16 protein-coding genes and 1 tRNA gene are annotated in these 21,554 nt (G+C 65.9%); 11 read left to right on the top strand and 6 right to left on the bottom strand.

The window, feature by feature from the left end:
- Positions 1–15 precede the first annotated feature (15 nt).
- Positions 16–1,134 carry a phosphoserine transaminase gene (serC, locus tag CXY80_RS06625; RefSeq protein ID WP_104132036.1) on the bottom strand — a complete coding sequence of 373 codons (1,119 nt, stop codon included), beginning with the start codon at positions 1,132–1,134 and terminating at the stop codon, positions 16–18.
- Positions 1,135–1,267: 133 nt separating this feature from the next.
- Between serC and CXY80_RS06620 the strand changes: the two genes are divergently transcribed.
- From CXY80_RS06620 to CXY80_RS06595, 6 genes are all read left to right on the top strand, one after another.
- Entirely contained in the window at positions 1,268–1,987 is a 720-nt protein-coding gene (locus tag CXY80_RS06620; protein WP_092451056.1) for a metal-dependent transcriptional regulator, read from the top strand.
- Between the two features lie 333 nt (positions 1,988–2,320).
- Positions 2,321–3,073 carry a C40 family peptidase gene (locus CXY80_RS06615; protein ID WP_233195088.1) on the top strand — a complete coding sequence of 251 codons (753 nt, stop codon included), beginning with the start codon at positions 2,321–2,323 and terminating at the stop codon, positions 3,071–3,073.
- A gap of 342 nt (positions 3,074–3,415) precedes the next feature.
- Positions 3,416–3,913, top strand: a complete 498-nt coding sequence (locus CXY80_RS06610; RefSeq protein ID WP_092451054.1) for an HNH endonuclease — start codon at positions 3,416–3,418, stop codon at positions 3,911–3,913.
- Positions 3,914–4,085: 172 nt separating this feature from the next.
- Positions 4,086–4,157: transfer RNA gene (locus tag CXY80_RS06605), tRNA-Arg, on the top strand.
- Between the two features lie 652 nt (positions 4,158–4,809).
- Positions 4,810–8,709, top strand: a complete 3,900-nt coding sequence (locus CXY80_RS06600; RefSeq protein WP_233195094.1) for a Pls/PosA family non-ribosomal peptide synthetase — start codon at positions 4,810–4,812, stop codon at positions 8,707–8,709.
- Positions 8,710–8,716: 7 nt separating this feature from the next.
- Positions 8,717–10,045 (top strand): M1 family metallopeptidase, encoded by a 1,329-nt coding sequence (locus tag CXY80_RS06595; protein WP_104132035.1) that lies wholly within the window; start codon positions 8,717–8,719, stop codon positions 10,043–10,045.
- A gap of 253 nt (positions 10,046–10,298) precedes the next feature.
- Here the strand turns inward: CXY80_RS06595 and CXY80_RS06590 are convergent, their stop codons facing one another.
- On the bottom strand, positions 10,299–10,940 hold the full coding sequence (locus tag CXY80_RS06590) for a 4'-phosphopantetheinyl transferase superfamily protein (RefSeq protein WP_104132034.1): 642 nt from the start codon (positions 10,938–10,940) through the stop codon (positions 10,299–10,301).
- A 47-nt stretch (positions 10,941–10,987) separates the two neighbouring features.
- Between CXY80_RS06590 and CXY80_RS06585 the strand changes: the two genes are divergently transcribed.
- The 3 genes from CXY80_RS06585 (at position 10,988) to CXY80_RS06575 (ending at position 16,066) form a co-directional block, all read left to right on the top strand.
- The gene (locus CXY80_RS06585; RefSeq protein ID WP_104132033.1) at positions 10,988–12,004 is read left to right on the top strand and encodes a magnesium and cobalt transport protein CorA; all 1,017 of its coding nucleotides are present in this window, start codon (positions 10,988–10,990) and stop codon (positions 12,002–12,004) included.
- A 67-nt stretch (positions 12,005–12,071) separates the two neighbouring features.
- Entirely contained in the window at positions 12,072–15,851 is a 3,780-nt protein-coding gene (locus tag CXY80_RS06580) for an ATP-binding protein (protein WP_092451047.1), read from the top strand.
- A complete protein-coding gene (locus CXY80_RS06575) occupies positions 15,848–16,066 on the top strand; it encodes a hypothetical protein (protein ID WP_092451045.1) in 219 nt (72 codons plus the stop codon). The genes CXY80_RS06580 and CXY80_RS06575 overlap by 4 nt, the downstream gene beginning before the upstream one ends.
- Positions 16,067–16,235: 169 nt before the next feature.
- Here CXY80_RS06575 and CXY80_RS06570 read toward each other — a convergent pair whose 3' ends face one another.
- From CXY80_RS06570 to CXY80_RS06555, 4 genes are all read right to left on the bottom strand, one after another.
- The gene (locus tag CXY80_RS06570) at positions 16,236–18,230 is read right to left on the bottom strand and encodes a leucine-rich repeat protein (protein ID WP_104132032.1); all 1,995 of its coding nucleotides are present in this window, start codon (positions 18,228–18,230) and stop codon (positions 16,236–16,238) included.
- A gap of 123 nt (positions 18,231–18,353) precedes the next feature.
- Positions 18,354–18,845 carry a large conductance mechanosensitive channel protein MscL gene (mscL, locus tag CXY80_RS06565; RefSeq protein ID WP_233195086.1) on the bottom strand — a complete coding sequence of 164 codons (492 nt, stop codon included), beginning with the start codon at positions 18,843–18,845 and terminating at the stop codon, positions 18,354–18,356.
- Between the two features lie 3 nt (positions 18,846–18,848).
- Complete coding sequence (locus CXY80_RS06560) at positions 18,849–19,193, bottom strand: FmdB family zinc ribbon protein (protein ID WP_092451042.1); 345 nt, start codon at positions 19,191–19,193, stop codon at positions 18,849–18,851.
- A gap of 109 nt (positions 19,194–19,302) precedes the next feature.
- On the bottom strand, positions 19,303–19,881 hold the full coding sequence (locus tag CXY80_RS06555) for a 5-formyltetrahydrofolate cyclo-ligase (protein ID WP_104132031.1): 579 nt from the start codon (positions 19,879–19,881) through the stop codon (positions 19,303–19,305).
- Positions 19,882–19,915: 34 nt separating this feature from the next.
- Here CXY80_RS06555 and galU point away from each other — a divergent pair, with 34 nt between their 5' ends.
- Both galU and CXY80_RS06545 read left to right on the top strand, forming a co-directional pair.
- Positions 19,916–20,809, top strand: coding sequence for a UTP--glucose-1-phosphate uridylyltransferase GalU (gene galU, locus CXY80_RS06550; RefSeq protein WP_104132030.1), 894 nt, complete (start codon positions 19,916–19,918; stop codon positions 20,807–20,809).
- A gap of 51 nt (positions 20,810–20,860) precedes the next feature.
- Positions 20,861–21,520 carry a GNAT family N-acetyltransferase gene (locus CXY80_RS06545; RefSeq protein ID WP_092451036.1) on the top strand — a complete coding sequence of 220 codons (660 nt, stop codon included), beginning with the start codon at positions 20,861–20,863 and terminating at the stop codon, positions 21,518–21,520.
- Positions 21,521–21,554: the final 34 nt, after the last annotated feature.

Here is a 21,554-nt window from a genome sequence, read left to right as displayed (position 1 = left end):
CGCCCGCGGTTCGCGCTAGTTGCCGAGGTGGCCCACGACGTGTTCGATCGACGCGACGAGCTTCTTGACGTCCTCAGGGTCGATCGCGGTGAAGGTCGCGATGCGCAGCTGGTTGCGGCCGAGCTTGCGGTACGGCTCGGTGTCGACAATGCCGTTGGCGCGCAGCGCCTTGCTGATCGCTGACGCATCGATGGCGTCGTCGAAGTCGATCGTGACGACGACCTGCGAACGGTGGGTCGGGTCCGCCACGAACGGGGTCGCGTAATCGACGCCTTCCGCCCAGTCATACAGAACGGATGACGATGCCTGGGTGCGCGCGGACGCCCACGCCAGTCCGCCGCTCTGGTTGATCCAGTCGATTTGGTTCTCCATCAGCAGCAGCGTGCTGAGGGCTGGAGTGTTGAGCGTCTGGTTCAGGCGCGAGTTGTCGACGGCGTTCTTGAGGCTGAGGAATTCCGGAATGTAGCGGCCGCTCGCAGCGATACGTTCGACTCGTTCGAGGGCCGCCGGGGAGAATAGGGCGATCCACAGGCCGCCGTCGGAGGCGAGGTTTTTTTGCGGGGCGAAGTAATAGACGTCCGCCTGGCTGGCGTCGAAGTCGATGCCGGCGGCGGCGCTCGTTGCATCGATGACGGTGAGGGCGCCGGCATCGCCGGCGACCCGGGTGACCGGGGCCATGACGCCGGTCGAGGTTTCGTTCTGGGGCCAAGCGTAGACGTCGATGCCGCCCTTCACGATGAAGTCGCTGCGCGAACCAGTGTCGGCCTTGATCACGTCGGGGGCGTCGAGCCACGGGGCGGCAGCCGCCTTGGCGAATTTGCCGCCGAACTCGCCGAAGACCAGGTTCTGCGCGCGCTTCTCGATCAGCGAGAACGCTGCGGCGTCCCAGAAGGCGGTCGAGCCGCCATTGCCGAGCACGACTTCATAGCCGTCCGGAATGCTGAACAGCTCGGCGAGGCCGCCACGTACTCGGCCGACGAGGTCCTTCACGGGGGACTGGCGGTGCGAGGTGCCGAGCACTCCCGTGCCGAATCCGAGCAGGTGGTCGAGCTGTTCTCGCCGGATTTTCGATGGGCCGCAGCCGAATCGTCCGTCGAGGGGGAGCAAATCGGTGGGTATGAGAAGGTCGGCCATGCCGTAATTCTAGTTGCCCTCCCACTGGCAGGTAGGCTTGTGACGCTGTGCGGGCCATTGCCGAGGCCGCCAACGAGGCACCCTTCCGTCACCAGATGAGCGGTGCGCGCACGAGCTGAACGAAGGGCTGCGGATGAGCGATCTGATCGACACCACCGAAATGTATCTCCGCACTATCCTCGACCTGGAGGAAGAAGAGATCGTGCCGTTGCGGGCGCGCATATCCGAGCGCCTCGGGCACTCCGGCCCCACGGTCTCTCAGACCGTCGCGCGCATGGAACGGGACGGCCTCGTCGTCGTCTCCGGCGACCGGCACCTGGAATTGACGGTGGCGGGCCGCAGTAAGGCCGTGCACGTGATGCGCAAGCACCGTCTGGCCGAGCGCCTGCTCAGCGACGTGATCGGGCTCGAGTGGGAGTTCGTGCACGATGAGGCCTGTCGCTGGGAGCACGTGATGAGCGAACAGGTGGAACGTAAGATTTTGGAGTTGCTCGGTCACCCCACCGAGTCTCCGTATGGCAATCCGATTCCGGGTCTGGACGAGTTCGGCGAATCGGCGGCCGTGGCGTTCATGGCGGGAGTGACCAACGTGGTGGCGGTGGTGGCGAGTTCACCCGAGCCGGTGACCGCGGTCATCCGTCGCCTGGGGGAACCGGTGCAGTTCGACCCCGAGCTGCTGCTGCAGCTCAAGCAGAGCGGCGTCATGCCCGGCGCCACCGGAGTCTTCTCGGTGGCCGGATCATACGTTCTAGTCCAGGTCGAAGGTTTTGGTGCTGGCCTGGAATTGCCCAGTGAGGTCGCCAGTCACATTTTCGTCAGCACACCGGATGGCTACATCCCGGTCGTTCACTGAGATCCAGCCCGCATCGCTGGTCGACGGATGCCGCCGGTCGCCTCCCGGGGACACGCGTTCCGTTACCAATTCGTTAGAAAAATGGTATTTCAGGGTGACAAATGGGTGTGCTTCTTGTAGCCTCGGGGAGTCCCACAGATCAGAAACGGTCGAAGGACTCTAGTTAGGACGCCTGTTCGCCCCGTCTCTTGACTAGGAACACACCCGCGATTAGCGAAGTGGACGGGACAACAACCTAGTGTTGTCGAGGCGCCGGAGGTTAAAACTTTGGCTGCATTAGGAACGAGAAGGTCCCGCCGCGGGCTGAGCCGAACATCCGATGCCCTGGCAGCAGTGGAATCGACGGCAGACACCCACCGAGCGCTGCCCCGCGCTGCCCCGAAGAAGCGCCGCAGCCGCCTCGGCAATGCCGTCGTCATGACCCTCGCTACCGGCATGATCGCCACGATGGCCCTCCCGGCCTATGCCTTCGCCCCCGGTTCGAACGAAGCCAGCTTTCAGGCCAGTGAATCCTCCGAGATGTCCAAGGCTCAGGCTCAAGCCGTTGAAGTCGACGCGCAGGCAGCGACCGTGAGTGTTGCTCGCGAGGGATTCACCGCCACCACCCCGGAGGAACTTGAAGCTGCCGTTGCTGCTGCCGCGGCCGAAACCCGCCGCATCGAAGTTGCCGCGCAGATGACCTCGTACGCCGCGAGCTACTCCGGCCCGAGCGTCGCCGACTACCTGGCCAACCCGACCTACCCGAATTTTGATCTCGCATCCGTTTTCAATGTGGCCTCGCAGTATCAGGGCGTGCCCTATGTCTATGGCGGCGCCACCCCGGCCGGCTTCGACTGCTCCGGCTTCATCATGTACGTCTATGCGCAGTTCGGTATCAGCCTGCCGCACTCCTCGACGGGCCAGGGTGCAGCCGGAACCAAGATCGCGATCGAGGATGCCGTGCCCGGCGACCTCGTGATCATGGACGGCCACGACGGTTTCTACGCCGGCAACGGCAACATTTTGCACGCGCCCTATACGGGCCAGTCCGTGCGGATCCAGCCCATCTGGACCAGCGACTACTACATCGTACGGATCGGCATCTAAGTCGCCCCCGCGGTGAACACTGGGTAACAGCTCACACCGATGGCGCACACAGGTTTCCCTGTTGCGCCATTTGTGGGTTAACCTAGTGCCCTGATGTAGTTGTAGGTCTTTAGGAGAGCCCATGCATGAGCGACGCACTATCCACACCATGGATGTGCGCGGTTGCGAGTGCTTTCGGCATAGTTGTCAGAGCGAGAAGAGCTGCGTGAGCAGCCGTAAGGCGTTGTCATTGTGACGGCGCCTTTTTTGTACCCTCTCTCGCGCTGTCACGCTCCTGTTCTGTACGCATCGGATGTAGTTCGAATGGCTGGAAGCCGTCCAGCCTCCTTCGAAAGGGAGCGCATGCGCACACTGGTACTCAATGCGGGCTATGAGCCCCTCGCCGTTGTCTCGTTCAAACGAGCACTCATTCTGGTGATGAACCAGAAGGCGACGATCGTGCAGTCCGATCAGAATCACCCCGTTTTCGCGGCGTCGGGCTCGTGGGATCGGCCGAGCGTTATTCTGCTCACGCGGTACGTGCGCATTCCCATGTCGAGACTCGTGCCGGTCAGTCGCCGCGGAGTGTTGCGCCGTGACGATCACCGCTGCTGTTACTGCGGTAAGTCCGCGGCCACGATCGACCATGTGCTGCCGCGCTCGCGCGGTGGCCGCGACACCTGGGACAATCTTGCCGCCTGCTGCCTGCGCTGCAATAACCTCAAGAGCGACCACACACCGGCCGAAATGGGGTGGGAACTGCGCTTCACCCCGCGGATGCCGCAGGGCACGACCTGGGTCGTGCGCGGTATCGAGCGACCGCTGGAGGACTGGGACGCCTATCTGGCACCCGCCGCCTGACGGCACCAAAGCGGATGCGCTGGCGTGCGCCCTTAAGGTACGTCCGAGCGACTGCTGCAGTGCGACTGCTGCAGTGCGACTGCTGCAGCGGGGCTACTGCAGCGTCCGCGGCACGTGGGGTACTGCGGGCTTTCGCGTCAGCGACGTTGCGCAGGCTAAACTTGCCCGGCCAGCCTCTGTAGCTCAACGGAAGAGCAGTTCCGTCCTAAGGAAACGGTTGGGGGTTCGAATCCCTCCAGGGGCACACCGGTTTACGACCCTGCATCCCTCGCAAAATCTGAGATGCAGGGTTTTTGTGTTTCTCGGGCGCCGGAGGCCAACACCTCGCTGCCACACGTTGCCGTGGAGACGCTCGCGTTGAAGGCCGCTGCGAGTCGCAACTCGCCTATTCGATGATTGTGCGGAAGGCTGCGAGGGTTTAGGAATCCACGGGGCGTTGCACTTGGATTGGCGAGGTTTCCGTGTCGTGGGCCGCTGCCCTCACGCCGCGCGCGTCATTATGTAGTTCGTCGTAGAGGTGAACGGCCGCCTCTTCCTTCAGACGTGTCCAGGTGGAGTTCGATGCGTGCTTCAAGGTCAAGTACTCCATTCGTCCCCGGATGGCGGGACGTTACCCAGTATCCGCGGCTGCGAGCCGGGAAATGCTGTTGCGACGCTCCCCGAGGTGTCGACCCAGGGGGAGCGGATGCGCAAGCACACTTCATTGAGACTCTGCACGCCACTGCCAGGCCGGACGACCCCCGGCGGGGGTTGTTCACCTGCGCGTTACCGGTGAGTTCTAGACTGGTGTTTTCGCGCCGTGCACCACTGCCACGACCTGATCAAGGAGCAGTGTGAGCGAGCACCAGAGCCAAAGTCACCCGATCGCGTCCGACCGGGGCGGGCGCGGCCAGGAGGTGCTGGCGGCGGGCCACCGGGCCAAGCCGGCCCGCACCCTCGCCGACATTATTGCGGAAACCGCGGCGCAGCATCCGGAGGCTTTGGCCCTGGAAGATGCGGCCGGAACGATCAGCTATCGCGGCCTGCTGCGACGCGTGCAGGCACAGGCGAATGCGCTGAGCCTGGCCGGGGTGCGGCGCGGCGACACCGTGGGAATTCGCATTCCCTCCGGCACCCGCGACCTGTATGTGTCGATCCTGGCCACGCTGCTGGTGGGTGCCGCCTACGTTCCGGTCGACGCGGACGACCCGGAGGAACGCGCCCGGCTGGTCTTCGCCGAAGCCCACGTGGTCGGCATCATCGGGGAGGGCGGCGTGTTTGCGCCTCGCGACGGCCTCGACGTGCAGGCCCTGCGCGCTCGCCGTGTCGGACCGCACGAGGATCCCGCGCTGGTCTTTCCGACCGGCAACATTCCGACGCCCGATGACGATGCCTGGGTCATCTTCACCTCCGGCTCGACCGGCGTGCCCAAGGGCGTCGCCGTCACCCACCGCTCGGCGGCCGCGTTCGTCGACGCCGAGGCCGGACTGTTTCTGCGGGACGAACCGATCGGGACCGGAGACCGCGTGCTGGCCGGGCTCTCTGTGGCCTTCGACGCGAGCTGCGAGGAAATGTGGCTGGCGTGGCGCAACGGCGCCTGCCTGGTTCCCGCCCCGCGCTCGCTCGTGCGCAGCGGCGCCGACCTCGGCCCGTGGCTGATCACCCACGGCATCACCGTCGTCTCGACCGTGCCGACCCTCGCCGCGCTCTGGCCGGAAGAGTCGCTCGAGGCCGTTAGGTTGCTCATCTTCGGCGGTGAGGCCTGCCCGCCCGAACTGGTCGCCCGCATTGCCACCCGCGGACGCGAAGTGTGGAACACCTACGGCCCGACCGAAGCGACCGTCGTGGCCTGCGGCGCCCTCGTCAACGGCATCGGCGAGATGCGCATCGGCCTCCCGCTCGACGGCTGGGACCTCGCCGTCGTCGACGCGGCCGGGCACCGGGTCGCCGAGGGGGAGACCGGCGAGCTCATCATCGGCGGCGTTGGTTTGGCCCGTTACCTCGACGCCGAGAAGGACGCCGAGAAATATGCGCAGCACCCGCAGCTCGGCTGGGATCGCGCCTACCGCAGCGGGGACCTGGTGCGCTTCGAAACGGCGGGCCTTGTCTTTGCCGGGCGCGCCGACGACCAGGTGAAACTCGGCGGCCGCCGCATCGAGCTCGGTGAAGTGGATGCTGCCCTGGGCGCTCTCCCCGGAGTCGCTGGCGGCGCCGCCGTGGTCCAGACCACCCCGGCCGGCAACCACATTCTGGTCGGCTATATCGCCCTCAACGCGGACGCCGCGTTCGATCGGCCGGCTGCGATTGACCGGCTGCGCGAGGAACTCCCAGCCGCACTCGTGCCGCTGCTGGCCATCGTCGACGCGCTGCCGACCCGTACCTCGGGCAAGGTCGATCGGGCTGCATTGCCCTGGCCGTTGCCTCAATCGGCCGATGAGACCGCGGCGCTGTCACCGACGGCCGAGTGGCTGGCCGAGGCGTGGGCATCCATTTTGGGCGTGCCGGTGACCGGCCCCGACGATGATTTTTTCGCCCAGGGCGGCGGTTCGCTCTCAGCCGCGCAATTCGTGTCGGCTGTGCGGGCCCGGCACCCCGAAACCACCGTCGCCGACCTCTACGACCACCCGCGCATCGGCTCCCTGGCCGAGGAACTCGACGCGCGCACTCCCGTGGAAGTCCCAGTCGTGCGCACCGTGCTGCCGACACCGGCGCGCAGCCAGCTCGCCCAGACCCTGCTCGGCATTCCCCTGCACGTGCTCAGCGGCGCCCGCTGGCTGGTCTACCTTGCCATCGCAAACAACCTGCTGAGCCTGGCCGGGGCGACCTTCGCGCCGACGCTGTCCTGGTGGTGGGTGGCGCTCGGTTTTGCGCTGTTCGTGACGCCGCCCGGCAAAATGCTGATCGCGGTGATCGCATCGAGGCTGCTGCTGCGCAACCTGGTGCCGGGTAACTATCCGCGCGGCGGCTCCGTGCACCTGCGGCTGTGGCTCGCCGAGCAGGTGGCGCTGCTCGTTGACGCAGCGAGCCTGGCCGGTGCCCCCTGGATCAGCTATTACGCCCGGGCGTTGGGCGCAGAGATCGGCCGCGACGTCGACCTGCACTCGCTGCCACCGGTCACCGGTCTGCTCACCATCGGCGCCCAGGCCTCGATCGAGCCCGAGGTCGACCTGGCCGGCCATTGGATCGACGGCGACGTGCTGCGGATCGGCCACCTGCACGTCGGTGCCGACGCCCGAATCGGCTCGCGCAGCACCCTGCTCGGCGGGGCCCACGTCGGGAACGGCGCGGAGATCGAACCCGGCGCTGCAGTTTCGTCCCGCGTGCCACCGGGGGAGCGCTGGGCTGGTTCCCCGGCCCGCCGGGCGGGGTCGGCAAGGCGTCCGTGGCCGGCCGAGCGGCCGGCAAGGGCCAGCCGGTGGCTCGGCGCGTTCGCCACCGGGTCCGTCGCGATGACGGCCATTCCCACGCTGGCCCTCGCGCTGGGCGCCGTCATCGTCGGCGGTGCCGTCGGCGACGCCGGCAGTCTCGGTGTCGCCGCGCTGCGGGCAGCGCTGATCATGCCGGTCGCGGTTCTGGCCGGTGGACTCGCCTACGCCCTGCTCGTGATCGCCTTCGTGCGAGCCCTCGGTATCGGGCTGCGCGAGGGCTACTATCCGGTGCGCAGCCGCATCGGCTGGCAGGTCTGGATGACCGAACGTATCCTGGACGGCGCTCGCAACGTGCTGTTTCCGGTCTACGCGAGCCTGCTCACCCCGACCTGGCTGCGCCTGCTCGGCGCCAAGGTGGGCGCCGACGTCGAGGCGTCAACCGTGCTGCTGCTGCCCTCGCTGACGACGATCGCGCCGGCCGCTTTTCTCGCCGACGACACCATGGTCGCCTGCTACGAACTCGGCGGCGGCTGGATGCACATTGGCCCGGCCAAGATCGGCCGCAAGGCTTTTCTGGGCAACAGCGGCATGGCCGGCCCCGGTCGTACCGTGCCGCGCAACGGGCTCGTCGCTGTGCTCTCCTCGACGCCGCGCAAGGCCAAGCGCGGCTCCAGCTGGCTCGGCAACCCGCCGGCCCGCCTGCGGCGCAGGCAAACGGATGCCGACGACTCGCGAACGTTCCACCCTCCCGTACGCCTGAAAGTCGCCCGGTCACTCTGGGAACTGCTGCGCATCGTGGCCGGCGTCACCGCCGCGTGGATCGCGCTGCTCGTACTCGCCCTGCTCGACCTGGTCTGGCTCAGGCTCGGACTTGGCGCGGCCATCGCCCTGTCCGGCGTGGTCATGCTCGTGGCCGGCGCGGTCGCCGCCGGGGTCACGACGGTGGTCAAGTGGACGCTGGTCGGGCGGATCGACGCGTCGGAGCATCCGCTTTGGTCATCGTTCATCTGGCGCAACGAGGTGTCGGACAGTTTCGTGGAGATGGTGGCTCGCCCGTGGTTCGCCGAGAAAGCATCGGGCACGCCGGCGCTCGCCGTGTGGCTGCGCACCCTCGGCGCCACGGTGGGGCGCGGTGTCTGGTGCGAAACGTATTGGCTGCCCGAAGCCGATCTCGTGCGACTCGGTGCCGGCAGCACGGTGAACCGCGGCTGCGTCGTGCAGACCCACCTGTTTCACGATCGGATCATGCAGCTTGACGCGGTCGAACTCGCCGAGGGTGCCACCCTGGGCCCGAACGGTGTCATTCTGCCAGCGGCGTCAATCGATGCCGGAGCGACCGTCGGCCCCGGCTCGCTCGTGATGCGCGGCGAACGCGTGCCGACCGGGTCGCTCTGGTCCGGCAACCCGATCACGCCGTGGCACCAGCCGCCGTGGTCGAGCGTGGAATAGTTGACTGATGGGCCAGACTCTGCAGACCACTCACGGTGCCGCCAGCGCCGGCGACCCCTATATTCCCACCTCCGGCAACGGCGGCTACAGCGCCGAGCACTATGAGCTGACCCTCGACTACCGAGTGGCCACCAACCGGCTGAACGCCACCGCGATCATCACCGCGCGGGCGCTGATGCGGCTGGACCGATTCAGTCTCGATTTCGCCGGGCTCAGCATGGAAAAAGTCACAGTGAACCGCGCGCGGCCGGCGAAGGTGACGCACACGGCCCGCAAACTCGTGATCACGCTCGCCACACCGGTGGAAGCCGGGGCCCTGTTTGAGGTCGTGGTGCGTTATCGCGGGGCGCCGCATCCGGTGCGCAGCAATTGGGGTGATGTCGGCTGGGAAGAACTCGACGACGGCGTACTCGTCTCCGGGCAGCCCTGCGGGGCCCCCTCCTGGTTTCCGTGCAACGACCATCCGAGCAACAAGGCCACCTTTCGCATCACCGTCGGCTGTGAATCCGGGTACACCGTGGTGTCCAACGGGGCGCTGTCGGCACAGTCGAGTCGCTCTGGGCGCACCAGCTGGACCTTCGACGTGCGGGAGCCAATGGCCACCTACCTCGCGACCGTGCTGATCGGTCGGTACCGCCGCCGCGACCTCGCCGCCCGGCCGGTCGCGCACAGCCTGTACTTTCCGGCTGAACTGGCCACCCGGGTCGGCACCGACTTCGCCCGCCTCACCGAGATGATCGCGTTCTTCGCCGACCGATTCGGGCCGTATCCGTTCGCGTCATACTCCGTCGTCGTCACCGAGGACGAGCTGGAGATTCCGCTCGAGGCGCACGGCCTGGCCGTGTTCGGCAGCAACCACGTCGACGGCAACCACGGCGAAGACCGGCTGATCGCCCACGAACTGGCGCACCAGTGGTACGGCAACAGCCTCACCGTGGCCCGCTGGCAGGACATCTGGCTGCAGGAGGGTTTCGCCTGCTACGCCGAATGGCTCTGGGAGGAGGAACGCGGCGGTCGCACCGCCGACGTTCTGGCCGCCCTGCACCGCGGCAAGGTCGCTGCGCTGCCCCACGACATCGTCGTCGGAGACCCGGGCCCGCACGCCATGTTCGACGACCGCGTTTACAAACGGGGAGCGCTCGCCCTGCACGCCATTCGCAAGTCGCTCGGCGACGAGGCCTTCTTTTCAGCCCTGCGCGCATACACGTTGGCCCGGCGGCACGGGTATGTCTCCACCGATGACTTCATCGAGTTCTTCGCCGAGCACACCGGCAGTCGGGCGATCGGCGGGTTCGTGGCTCGCTGGGTGCAAGAGCGGCCCCTGCCAAGCCTCTAGCTGCGCTGGGTGCGGTAGCGGGCTCTGCCGAGCCGATAGCCGCGCTGGGCGGGTGGCCCGGCTCGTGCGCTCCGCTGGAGTCGTGCCAGTGCGCGGGGTGGTGAGTGGCCTCGGGGTCGCGCGTATCGCGGGTGTTGCGCCGCTGCGCGGTAGTTGGGCCTCCCGCGCAGCGGCGCAAGTCCCGCGCAGCATGAAATGGATGCCGGCGGCGGCGCCTGTGGGCACCAGCAACAGGCATCCGTTACGCTGCGCCTCACGTTTGGGGGAGCAGCACGATCCGGGGCGCTTCCGGGCCGAGGGTGGCCACCGTGCCGACCAGGCCTGGGCCGGCGTCGAAGCCCGCCAGGTGCAGGTCGGCCAGATCGAGGGAAGCGCCCGGCCAACTCAGCAGCTGCCACCGCGGCTCCATCACGAGAACGGATGCCGCCGCTTTCGGGTATACAGCGGTCAGCTCCCGCGGGTCCACCGTCAGCCCCGCCCCGGACAGCTTGAGCACCGCTTCCTTCGCCGTCCAGAGCGTCGCGCGCACCCGGTCGCGTGCCGCCATCGGCACCGCCCACAGGGCTTCTTGCTCGGGCCCGTTGAACGCGACGTCGTCGAACCCGGCCCAGCCGACCGCGCTGACGCTCTCGATATCGACACCGATCGGCCCGGCCAGCGACACGGCGACGGCGACGGTCGAGGCGGCGCGGCTCAGGCTCACGAAGGTGCCCGGGGGCCGCAGCACGCGGGGTTTCCCGTGTGCGCCACCGCAGCGCTCGCAGCGCTGCGCGATGGTGACCTCGGTGAGCTCAACCCGGCAGACCCGGGCGACGGCCTCGGCCAGGTGCAGACGGTCGGTCTCAGGGAGCGGCGCCCGCGGAGCCAGGAAGAGGGAGACATCCGTTTGCGTCACTCTGCAACCGTACGCGGTGGCAAACTAGGAGCGAACAAGGAGAGCCCATGGCCCTGGTGGACAACGCGGTTTACGTGGACGGGCATCGGGTTTCGACACCGCCCAGCCTCGACGAGACCTTCGAGGTCATGAAGAAGCATAAGGGCTTCGCCTGGATCGGACTGTACCGGCCGAGCGAGGAGGAAGTGCGGGCCGTCGCCACCGAGTTCAGCCTGCACCACCTGGCCATTGAGGATGCTTTCAAGGGCCATCAGCGGTCGAAGATCGAGCGGTTCGGCGATATTTTGTTCGTGGTGCTGCGCCCCGCTCGCTATATGGACGACGAGGAACGCGTTGAATTCGGTGAGCTGCACGTCTTCGTCGGCCCGGACTTCGTCGTCACCATCCGTCACGCGGAATCGCCCGACCTCGCCCAGGTGCGCCAGCGGATGGAGCAGGCACCGCACCTGCTCGCCCTCGGCCCGGAAGCCGTGCTGTATGCGATTCTTGACCAGGTCGTCGACGAGTACGGGCCGGTCGTGGCCGGCCTCGAAAATGACATCGATGAGATCGAAGACCAACTTTTCGACGGTGACCCCGAGGTCAGCCGACGCATCTACGCCCTGTCCCGCGAAGTGATCGAGTTTCAACGAGCCACCCAACCGCTCGTGGGTATGTTTGAGGCCATGCAGCGTGGCTTCGACAAATACAACGTCGACCTGGAACTGCACCGGCACCTGCGCGATGTGCTCGACCATACCCTGCGCATCGTTGAACGCGGCGACGCCTTTCGGCAGCTGCTGCAAAACGCGCTGACCGTGCACAGCACCCTCGTGGGACAGGCCCAGAACGACGAAATGCGGCACCTGTCGGAGACCAGCCTGGCGCAGAGCGAAGAGGTCAAGAAAATTTCCAGCTGGGCGGCGATCCTGTTCGCACCGACCCTGGTCGGAACCATCTACGGCATGAACTTCGACCACATGCCCGAACTACATTGGACCCTGGGCTACCCGTTCGCGCTCGCCCTGATGCTCGCGATGGGATGCGCCCTGTACATCGTCTTCAAGCGTCGGGACTGGCTGTAAGGGCCAAATCACGCGAAACCCCGGCCGCCTCAAACAAAAACAGTGGTTTCGCAATTAGGGTATCCCTGTGTGGCACCTCGATAGAAAACAAGACGACGACGACGTGCTTTCCAAGTACCTGGACGTCGTCCCCATCGACCCGCAAAACGTGACCAGTCCCCACAACCTCAGTCTGGGCGACCCGGCGTTCACTGCCGGTAACATCGCCGAGCCGGTCTGGCAGCGCTGGCGCGATGAACTCGCCGCGCTCGGCGGGCGCTCCCCGCTGCTGCACTTCACCGACGAAGCCCGCACCCGCATCGAGCTCAGCGCCACCCATCCCGGGGGCCTGCCGCAGTTCATCATCGGCAAGACCACCCTGCTGTCCAACCTCATTCGCGATGAACTCGCGCTCCGCAACGCCCGGTTGGCCGCGAACGAGATCACCCAGAAGGGCATCGAACTGCGCTCGATGCGCGGCATCGAGTCGGTCAACCTCGCCATCGGCCTCGCCGAGTGGCGTTACCAGGACGTCGAGTACAGTGCCCCGGTACTGCTGCGCCCGCTTGCGATCCGCCGCTACGGCCGTGACTACGAGCTCAAGCTCAAGGGCCAGCCCTTTCTCAACCCCGAACTGGCCCGCGCGCTGAAGGACCAGTTTCAGATCGTGCTCGACGCCGACGCTTTTGTGGCGCTCGCCGTCACGAACGGTGCGTTCAAACCGCAGCCGGTCATCGACCGCCTGCGCGGCCTGACCTCCCATCTGCCCTGGTTCAACGTCGTGCCCCGGCTCGTCGTTTCGAGTTTCGCCTCCTGCGGCCAGGCACTCGCCGCCGACGCCTCGAACCTCGACCACCCGCTGCTCGACGCCGTCGCCGGCAATATGACCGCCAAGCGCAATATCGGGTCCGCCTACAACCCGGTGGTGCCGATCGGCCAGGATGCCCGTCCGCCCGCCACCGACACGCTGCTCGGCGACGCAGACCCCGAGCAGGAGAATGTCGTCGCGCAGATCGCGGCGGGAAACTCTCTGGTCGTGAAGACCCTGCCCGGAACCGGCGGCACCCAGACCATCGTCAACGCGATCGGCTCGCTCGTCGCCCAGCATAAGCGCGTGCTCGTGGTCAGCGCCCGCCGCTCCAGCCTCGACGGAATCGCCGGTCGCCTGGTGCAGGTGGGCCTTCCCGGCATCGCCGTGACTCCGCGCTCGCTGCGCCGCGACCTGATCCAGTCGATCACACGCAACGAGAAGGCCACCCAGCCGCGGGTCGGCGACGTGGACGATGCCCTGGTGCGCTTGCGCAAGGTGCTGCTCGACTACCGCGCGGCGCTCACCCGCCGCGATTCGGCGCTCGGCGTCTCTGTCCTCGATGCCCTGGGTGAGCTCGCGCGCCTCGCGCAGCTGCCGCAGCCGCCGTCGACGACGGCCCGGCTCGACCGGCACGCTCTCGAGCTGCTCGCTCACTCCCGATCCGCCGCCGCCAATACGTTGATCAAAGCCGCTATTCTCGGCGAGTTTCGGTACGGCCCCGGCGACTCACCCTGGTACGGCGCTTCCTTCACCTCCTCAGCGGACGCCTCCAACTCGCATCAACTCGCCAAGCGCATCAACCAGGTTGAACTGCCGCGGTTGCTTGAACGCGCCAACGGTCTGATCGGCCAGACCCGGCTGCGCCCGTTCGAGACGATCAACGAACTCGGCATCTACCTACGCCTGCTGCTCGATATTCGAGAAACGCTCGACAAGTTCCAGCCGGGCGTCTACGACCGCTCGCTGATCGAGCTGATCGCCGCCACGTCGTCGCGGCGTGAATCCTCCGAGATGAGCTCGGCCAGCCGGCGCCGATTGCGCAAGCTCGCCGAGGAGTACCAGCGCCCCGGCGTGCGGGTCAGCGATATGAACGAGAGCCTGCGCCGCATCCAGGACCAGCGCACGCTCTGGCAGCGCTACGCCGCCGCGGGAGTCACGCCCGAGGTACCGGTCGGCATCAACGACGTGCACGTCGCTTTTCAGCGCGTCTCCGAAGACCTCGGCCTGCTCGACGTTCCCCTCGGCACCGTCGGCACGCCGCGCACCCTCGCCGGGCGTCAGCTCGGTGAACTGGTGTCGATGATCTCCGGCCTCGCCGCCGAGAGTGAGGTGCTCGCCAACCTGCACGAGCGCACCGCGCTGCTCGCAACGCTGCGCGAGCACAACCTCGACCCGCTGATGACCGACCTGTCCCAGCGGCACGTGTCTGAGGAGAACGTCGCTGTCGAGCTCGAACTCGCCTGGTGGCAGTCCGTGCTCGAGATTATGCTGGCGAGCGACCGAGCCCTTCTCAACGCGAACACGCAGGTACTGGACCGCCTCGAGGCCGATTTCAAACTCGTCGACGAGGCGCACGCATCCGCTTCGGGCAAGCTGCTGGCTTGGCTACTGGCCGAAACCTGGAAGATCGGCGTCGTCGACTTTCCCGAGGAAGCCGATCAGCTGCGCCGCCTGCTGCGCGCCGACCGGGCCACGCCAGCCCGGCTCAACGAGGTCGCCCCGCACCTCGGGAGGGTGCTCGCGCCGGTCTGGCTCGCCTCGCCGTACGAGATCGCCGACATCAGCGACCAGATCACCTTTGACACAGTGCTACTCGTCGATGCCGGAGCGACGACCCTCGCCGAAAACGTCGGCGCGATTCGCCGCGGACGCCAGATTGTCGCGTTCGGTGACCCGGTCACCCAGACGCCGTCAGCATTCGAGACCGGAATTTCGGCCTCGGGGGAGGCCGCGCCGACGCCCGATGTCTCGGTCGATGCCCTGCACGCCGACTCAGCGCTGGCCCGCCTCGGCGAACTGCTGCCGACCCTGACCCTCACCCGCAGCTATCGGGCCGGCGGCGAAGACCTCGCCGAACTGGTCAACCACCGCTTCTACGGTGGCCGTATCGACTCGCTGCCCTGGGCCGGAAGCTTTCTCGGCCACGGCAGCTTGACCATTAACTATGTTGCCGGTGGCCGTGGCATGCCCGACGCCGACAGCGGTGCCATCGAGAGCGTGGACGCTGAGGTCGTGAAGGTTGTCGACCTCGTGCTCGACCACGCATCGAAGCGCGCGCGCGAATCGCTCATGGTGATCACCGCGAGCACCCGGCACGCCGTTCGCGTTCAGCAGGCGGTGCTGGCCGCGTTCGCGAAGCGCACCGACCTGTCCGACTTCATCCTGAAGGATCGCAGCGAACCGTTCACCGTGCTCACCCTCGAGCAGGCCGTGGCGCAGAGCCGGGACCGGGTAATCTTCTCGATCGGCTACGGCCGCACCCCGCACGGGCGTCTGCTGTCGAACTTCGGTTCGCTCGGCGAACCCGGTGGCGAACGCCTGCTCGCGATCGGCATGACCCGGGCCCGCCGCGCGCTCGACATCGTGTCCTGCTTTCGCCCGGCTGACATCGACGAGGATCGTCAGCGCTATGGCATCCTCGCGTTGTCCCAGGTGCTCAGTGAGACCGAGGCCCGCCGCGACGAGGTGCAGGTTCCAGACGCGAGCGAGGCCATGCTCGTCGACCTCGGCGGCCGCCTCGAAAAGCTCGGCCTCAGCGTGCGTCTCGGGCACCGCGGCAAGCTCGCCCTGGCCGCCTCCTACGGCACGCGCGCCATCGTGGTTGAAACGGATGCCGTGGTCGGCCGCGCGAGTCTGCGCGAGTCCCTGCGCCTGCGTCCCGAAGTGCTGCGCCGCCTCGGCTGGCATTACCTGCGCGTGCACAGCTTCGAATTGTTCAGTAACCCAGACGCCGTGGCGGCGCGCGTCGCCGCCATCGCCGGTGTTCCTCAAACGGATGCCCCGCCCTTTGCGTCCGGCGACGCCTCCACGATCGCGCCGAAGCGGCCGGGCGCGTGAGCGCTCGGGACGATGCGCCGCGTCTAGGTACCGAGCGTCAGCCGATCGTGAAGGCCGCGGGCACGGCTCGGCGCGCCCGGCTGCTGCCGGCACCGGACACCGACCCGAACCCGCATCCGCCGGTGTTACGGGAAGAGGGCGGCGTCGCGCACACCGGAAGCGCACCCAGCGCGAACGAGACACAGTTGCTGCAGGATCGCCCGCCGCATTGGTAGTTGTGGGGTGCCGCCGCCGCTTGCGTCCGGCACGGCTCGCTTCGTGTCGAGGTGGTGACACCCCAGGAGCGGGTCAGCTGCTTCTCAGCTGAAACACCTCGACACCCCGCAGATAGCCTGCACCCGCGGCTACGTACGGGTTTCGGAACTACGGTTGCTGGTTGCGGCTCTAATACTGCGTCGCGGTTCGACGGCGATTGAGCAAGAGAACGGCCCCGAGGAGTACGAGTGCAAGTGCCGAGCCGATCGGTGCGGAGGCGTTCACTCCGGTCCCGGCTAGTGTGCTCGTCGCGCTTGTACTTGCGGCTGCGGCTGCGGCTGTAGTGCCTGTGCCTGTGCCCGTTCCGGGTGCGGGCTGCACGGTGATGTTGAGTACTGAGACGGCGCCGCTAGTCTGGCCAATCAGGACGAGGTGGTGGGCGCCGGTTGACAAGGCGGCGAGGTTGACGCCGTTGATGATGACCATGCCATTTACGACGGGGAACGTGCCGAGCAAAGTCGGTGAGGAGTACGCGTAGACATCGACAAAGCTGTCCGTGGGATCGGACCAGGGCAGGTTTCCTGAGAAGGGTTCGCTGGTGTCGAGCGAGTCGAGCGGGTTGCCGACTGTGGCTCCGGTGGCGATGAAGGCTGCGGAGGTGGCAGCGCTGTCGAGGCTGTTGTCGACGATGAAGGTCTCGAGTTCGGCGGTGGTGCTGGCCGGCGGTAACGCTGCGGGGTTCTGAGAGTTGACCCGCAAGGACTGGGTGGCGGTTCCGGTGTTGCCGGCCTCGTCGGTAACGGATGCTGAGATGGTGTAGCTGCCCGCAGTGACCGTGGGGGAGATTGCCCAGGTTCCGGTTCCGGTCGCTGTCGTCGTCAATGTCTGATCACCGAGAGCCACGGTGACGGTTGTGCCGGCGGCTTCGCCGGTGGTACCGGTGATCGCCGGTGTCAGATCGAGTGTGGTCACAAAGGCGCCGCCATCGATCGTGACGGTTGGCGCTGTGACATCGCGCACGACGGGCGTCGTGGCGTACCCCTGCCAGGGGTTGGTGAAGCCGGTGCGGTCCGAGAAATATGACACCGTCAGGCCGGTACTGAAGCCGAGCGAGCCTTGGTTCTGCTCAGAACCGGCAGTGAACACCGTGGGGGCATTGCCCGCGAAGGACACAGAAGTCAGATCGTTGACGAATTCATGGGACATAAAGTCTGATTGGTTGGAGAACGCCTGGTTACCGATGCTGGAAACTGACGCGCCGATGCTCACCGAGGTCAGGTGCCCATAAGCGAAGGCGAAGTCGCCGATTTCGGTGACGGAATTGGGAATGGACACCGACGTGAGCGCCGTCTGCTGGAACGCGCCTGCGGCGATTGTGCTGACCCCGCTACCCAAGGCCAACTCGGAAAGACGCCCGTTCACTGCAAATGCATACGGTCCGATGGTCGTGACTGAATCGGGGATGCTGATCGATTCAAGATTGTAGGAGAAGCCAAAGGCGTATTCACCGAGAGTTTCAACCGAGTCGCCGAGTACGACCTCGGTCAGATTGTTCAGGTGCTGGAAGGCGCCGTCGCCAATGGTGATGACGGAGTTGGGGATCACGACAGAGCCGATATTGTTGTCGGTGCCGTTGCCCTGCAGATGACCGCTGAAGGCCGTGCCGCCGATGTCGACGATAGATTCACCCAGATCGAGTGTGATGAGTTTGTTGGCAAAGAAGGAGAAAGCGCCGACGGAGAGCACCGAGTCGGGCAGCGTGAGGGTGGTCAGGTCGTTGTCGGCGAATGCGAATGCCCCGATGGTGATGACCGATCCAGGGATCGCGATGGGGTTCAGAGCATTGTTTTGGAATGCACCGTCCTCAATGGCGAGGATAGAACCAGGGATGGAAACGGAACTGAGTTTCGTGGACGTGGTGTCTTCGTACGCTACCCGGAAGGCGTCCACGCCGATGCTCGTTACCGGATACGAGCCGACGCTGGACTCAATGGTCACGCTCGCCGCAGAGTGGTCGTAGTCAGTGACCGAGGCGGTATTGGCCGCGTCGTCGAGCGTATACGTGACGCCGCTGATGATTTGGGTGGTCGTCGCGGCCGAGGCCGGGCCAGCCATAAGGAGGGAGGCAGCGATGAGCGCGAGCGCTGCGGCGCATCCGCTCGCGCGCAAGAATAGCTGGTTCATCTGACCGCTCCTGTAATTCGTTCACCGTGCGGCCAGTCCGCGCGAATTGCCGGGGGGCGTGCTCACATTACCCCAAAGGGGGGGGGGGATAGGTGTTCCCCCGACAACGGGGCAGACGGTATTTTAAGCGGTGTGTTTGGAGCCCTCGTCGGAAGCGGCTGTTGCGGCGTTCCTGGCCAGCAGGTCGCGGATCTCGGTGAGCAGGTCGAGCTCGGTCGTGGGGTCGGCGACGACCTCGGAGGGAACCCCGGCGGCGCGGCGACGGTCCTGGGCTTCCTTGAGCTTGTTCAGCGGCAGCACGATCGCGAAATAGACAACGGCGGCGATCAGCAGAAAATTGATCAGTGCGCCGATGACGGCACCGAATAAGATGCCGTCGCCACCACGTAGAGGCAGGACGAGCGAGTCAGCCAAAGACTCGGCGCTGAAGATCGACGCGATGAGCGGGTTGAAAATGCTCGTAACGATCGACGTGACGAGGGCGGTGAACGCCGTGCCGATGACGACGGCGACGGCGAGGTCGATGACGTTGCCGCGCATGATGAATTCTTTGAAACCGTTGATCACGGGGTGCTCCAAACGAATGACTTGGGCGACCGTCTTGGTCAGCGCCATGCTCTAAGACGCCTTGGCGGTCGGAACGGAGGGGGCCGCGGACTTGGCGGGTGTGCTGTCCGCCTTCTTCTCGGTCTTGGTTTCGGCCGGTTTACTCGCCGAGGAGTCGGACTTGTCGCTCGAGCTTTCGCTCGGCTTGCGGTCGAGATTCGGGTTGGACCGCTTCGCATCCGATTTAGAGTCGTTGCTGTAGAAACCGGAGCCGCTGAAGGTCACGCCGATCGAGGAGAAGACCTTGCGCAGTTTGCCCTGGCAGGTCGGGCACACCGTGAGCGAGTGGTCGGTGAAGGCCTGCTGGATGTCGAAGGCGGTGTCGCACTCGGTGCAACGGTAAGAGTAGGTAGGCACTGCATCTCCAGCTGGTTGAGCCGACAGGCAAAATGCCCGCCAGAACTAAGGTTAGGCGCGCTGGCGCCCCGTCACATGCAGAACGGGGTTCACGGGCGGTATTAAATGGTCAGAACGCGATGATTCTGGTCGGGGTGACGAGCCCGTTGACCGGTTGGTCGTGCACCTCGCGGGGAACCTCGTCGAGGTATTCGCTGTCGAAGACGACGGCGTAGACCGGCGGGCACTTTTCCATCGAGCCGAGGGTCTTGTCGAAGTAGCCGCGGCCCCAGCCCATGCGCAGACCGGACTCGTCGATGGCCGCTGCCGGCACGATGATGAGGTCGACATCGTTGATGGCGATCGGGCCGAGCAAGGTTCCGACTGCTTCGGGAACCCCGGAAATGCCGGTGAATTCTTCTTCGCCGTCGCCGACGGTCCAGTCCAGCAGACCGTCTTCGCGAGAAATGGGAAACAGAATACGGATGCCCTCTGTCGTTGCCCAGTTGAGAAAGGGCCGGGTATCGGGTTCATTGCGCGCCGACAGATAGCAGGAAATCGATCGGGCGGAGAGATCCACGACGAGGCTTTGCAGGTTTGCGGTGAAGCCGGCCGTGGCGGATTCACGCTCCGACGATGTCATGTTCTGGCGACGTTCGCGCAGCTCCGCTCTCAGCGCACGCTTTCGATGACCAATGTCGGAGTCCATATAAGGCATCCTACTTGCCACTAACCTAGGGCCCATGGGTACCCCGATAACTAAAGCCGTCATTCCCGCAGCTGGGCTGGGAACACGATTTCTGCCAGCGACCAAGGCCATGCCGAAGGAGATGCTGCCCGTCGTCGACAAACCGGCCATCCAGTATGTCGTTGAGGAAGCCGTTGCGGCCGGGCTCAGCGACGTGCTGATGGTCACCGGGCGCAACAAGAACGCCCTGGAGAACCACTTTGACCGCATGACCGAGCTGGAGGCCATGCTCGAACGCAAAGGCGACCAGACCCGGCTCGCCAAGGTGCGCGAATCCAACGAGCTTGCCGATATCCACTACGTGCGTCAGGGCGACCCGCGCGGCCTCGGCCACGCCGTTCTGCGCGCCCGCATGCACGTCGGCAACGAACCCTTCGCCGTGCTGCTCGGTGACGACATCATCGATGCCCGCGACCCCCTGCTCACCCGCATGCTCGAGGAGCAGGGCAAGCGCAACACCAGCATCGTGGCGCTGCTCGAGGTCGACCCGTCGCAGATTCACCTGTACGGCGCGGCCGCGGTCGAAACGACCGACGACCCGGACGTCGTGCGCATCACCGGGCTGGTCGAAAAGCCCAGCCAAGAGGATGCTCCCTCAAACCTCGCCATTATCGGCCGCTATGTGTTGCGTCCGGAGGTGTTCGACATTCTCGAGCACACCGCGCCGGGCAAGGGCAACGAAATTCAGTTGACCGATGCCCTGCAGGAGATGGCCGTCAACCCCGAAACCACCGGCGGCGTGTACGGCCTCATTTTTCGTGGGCGTCGTTATGACACCGGCGACCGGCTCGACTACATCAAGGCCATCGTGCAACTCGCCGTCGATCGCGAAGACCTCGGGCGCGACCTCAAGCCCTGGTTGCACGAATTCGTCGCCACGCTCGACTAACGTTTTACAGAGCCCCACCGGGGTTTTCAGCCCACGACAGACAGGCGAACCGTGCCGATCGCTATTCCCACCCTTCGCGAGGGGGCCGTCACCCTGCGCCCGATCCGATTGCGCGACGCCCGCGCCCTCGAGGGCGAACTTCTGGCCAACCGTTCCTGGCTGCGCAAGTGGGAGGCGACGAACCCGTACGCGCCGATGTCTTTCGACACGCGCGCGAGCATCCGGAGCCTGTTGACGCATTCGCGGTCGGGTAACGGTCTGCCATTCATCATCGAAAGCAACGGCGAACTGGCGGGCCAGCTGAACGTGTCGTCGATCACCTGGGGATCACTGTCATCGGCGACCATCGGCTACTGGGTGAGTGAGAAGTTCGCCGGCCAGTCGATCACGCCGATGGCCGTGGCGCTCGCGACCGACTACTGCTTCTATCAGCTCGGCCTGCACCGCATGGAGATCTGCATCCGCCCGGAAAACAAGGCGAGCCTGCGGGTCGTGGAGAAACTCGGCTTTCGCTATGAGGGATTGCGTCGCCGCTACATTCACATCAACGGTGACTGGCGCGACCATTTCTGCTTCGGTTTGGTCGCCGAGGAACTCACCCAGGGCGTGCTGCGCCGCTGGCACGATGGTCTGGTCCCAGCGGATGCCGCCACGGTCACCGCGGCCGATCTCGAGTCGGCCGCGCATCCGGTGCGGGTCATCGTTCGATGATCGCCCCGATTTGCCCCGTTCGGGGGCGGAATCA

The sequence above is a fragment of the Cryobacterium sp. M91 genome (genome assembly GCF_002929615.1).
GTDB lineage: Bacteria > Actinomycetota > Actinomycetes > Actinomycetales > Microbacteriaceae > Cryobacterium > Cryobacterium levicorallinum.
The sequence above is the reverse complement of the archived record's forward strand: the minus strand, read 5'-3'. Positions and strand labels throughout refer to the sequence as shown.

What these genes read in the sequence shown, in the direction of transcription:
- galU (WP_104132030.1), top strand. Translation starts at nt 19,916, where the DNA reads ATGGGTACCCCGATAACTAAAGCCGTCATTCCCGCAGCTGGGCTGGGA.
- CXY80_RS06570 (WP_104132032.1), bottom strand. Translation starts at nt 18,230, where the DNA reads ATGAACCAGCTATTCTTGCGCGCGAGCGGATGCGCCGCAGCGCTCGCG.
- CXY80_RS06555 (WP_104132031.1), bottom strand. Translation starts at nt 19,881, where the DNA reads ATGGACTCCGACATTGGTCATCGAAAGCGTGCGCTGAGAGCGGAGCTG.
- CXY80_RS06610 (WP_092451054.1), top strand. Translation starts at nt 3,416, where the DNA reads ATGCGCACACTGGTACTCAATGCGGGCTATGAGCCCCTCGCCGTTGTC.
- serC (WP_104132036.1), bottom strand. Translation starts at nt 1,134, where the DNA reads ATGGCCGACCTTCTCATACCCACCGATTTGCTCCCCCTCGACGGACGA.
- CXY80_RS06585 (WP_104132033.1), top strand. Translation starts at nt 10,988, where the DNA reads ATGGCCCTGGTGGACAACGCGGTTTACGTGGACGGGCATCGGGTTTCG.
- CXY80_RS06620 (WP_092451056.1), top strand. Translation starts at nt 1,268, where the DNA reads ATGAGCGATCTGATCGACACCACCGAAATGTATCTCCGCACTATCCTC.
- CXY80_RS06595 (WP_104132035.1), top strand. Translation starts at nt 8,717, where the DNA reads ATGGGCCAGACTCTGCAGACCACTCACGGTGCCGCCAGCGCCGGCGAC.
- mscL (WP_233195086.1), bottom strand. Translation starts at nt 18,845, where the DNA reads ATGGCGCTGACCAAGACGGTCGCCCAAGTCATTCGTTTGGAGCACCCC.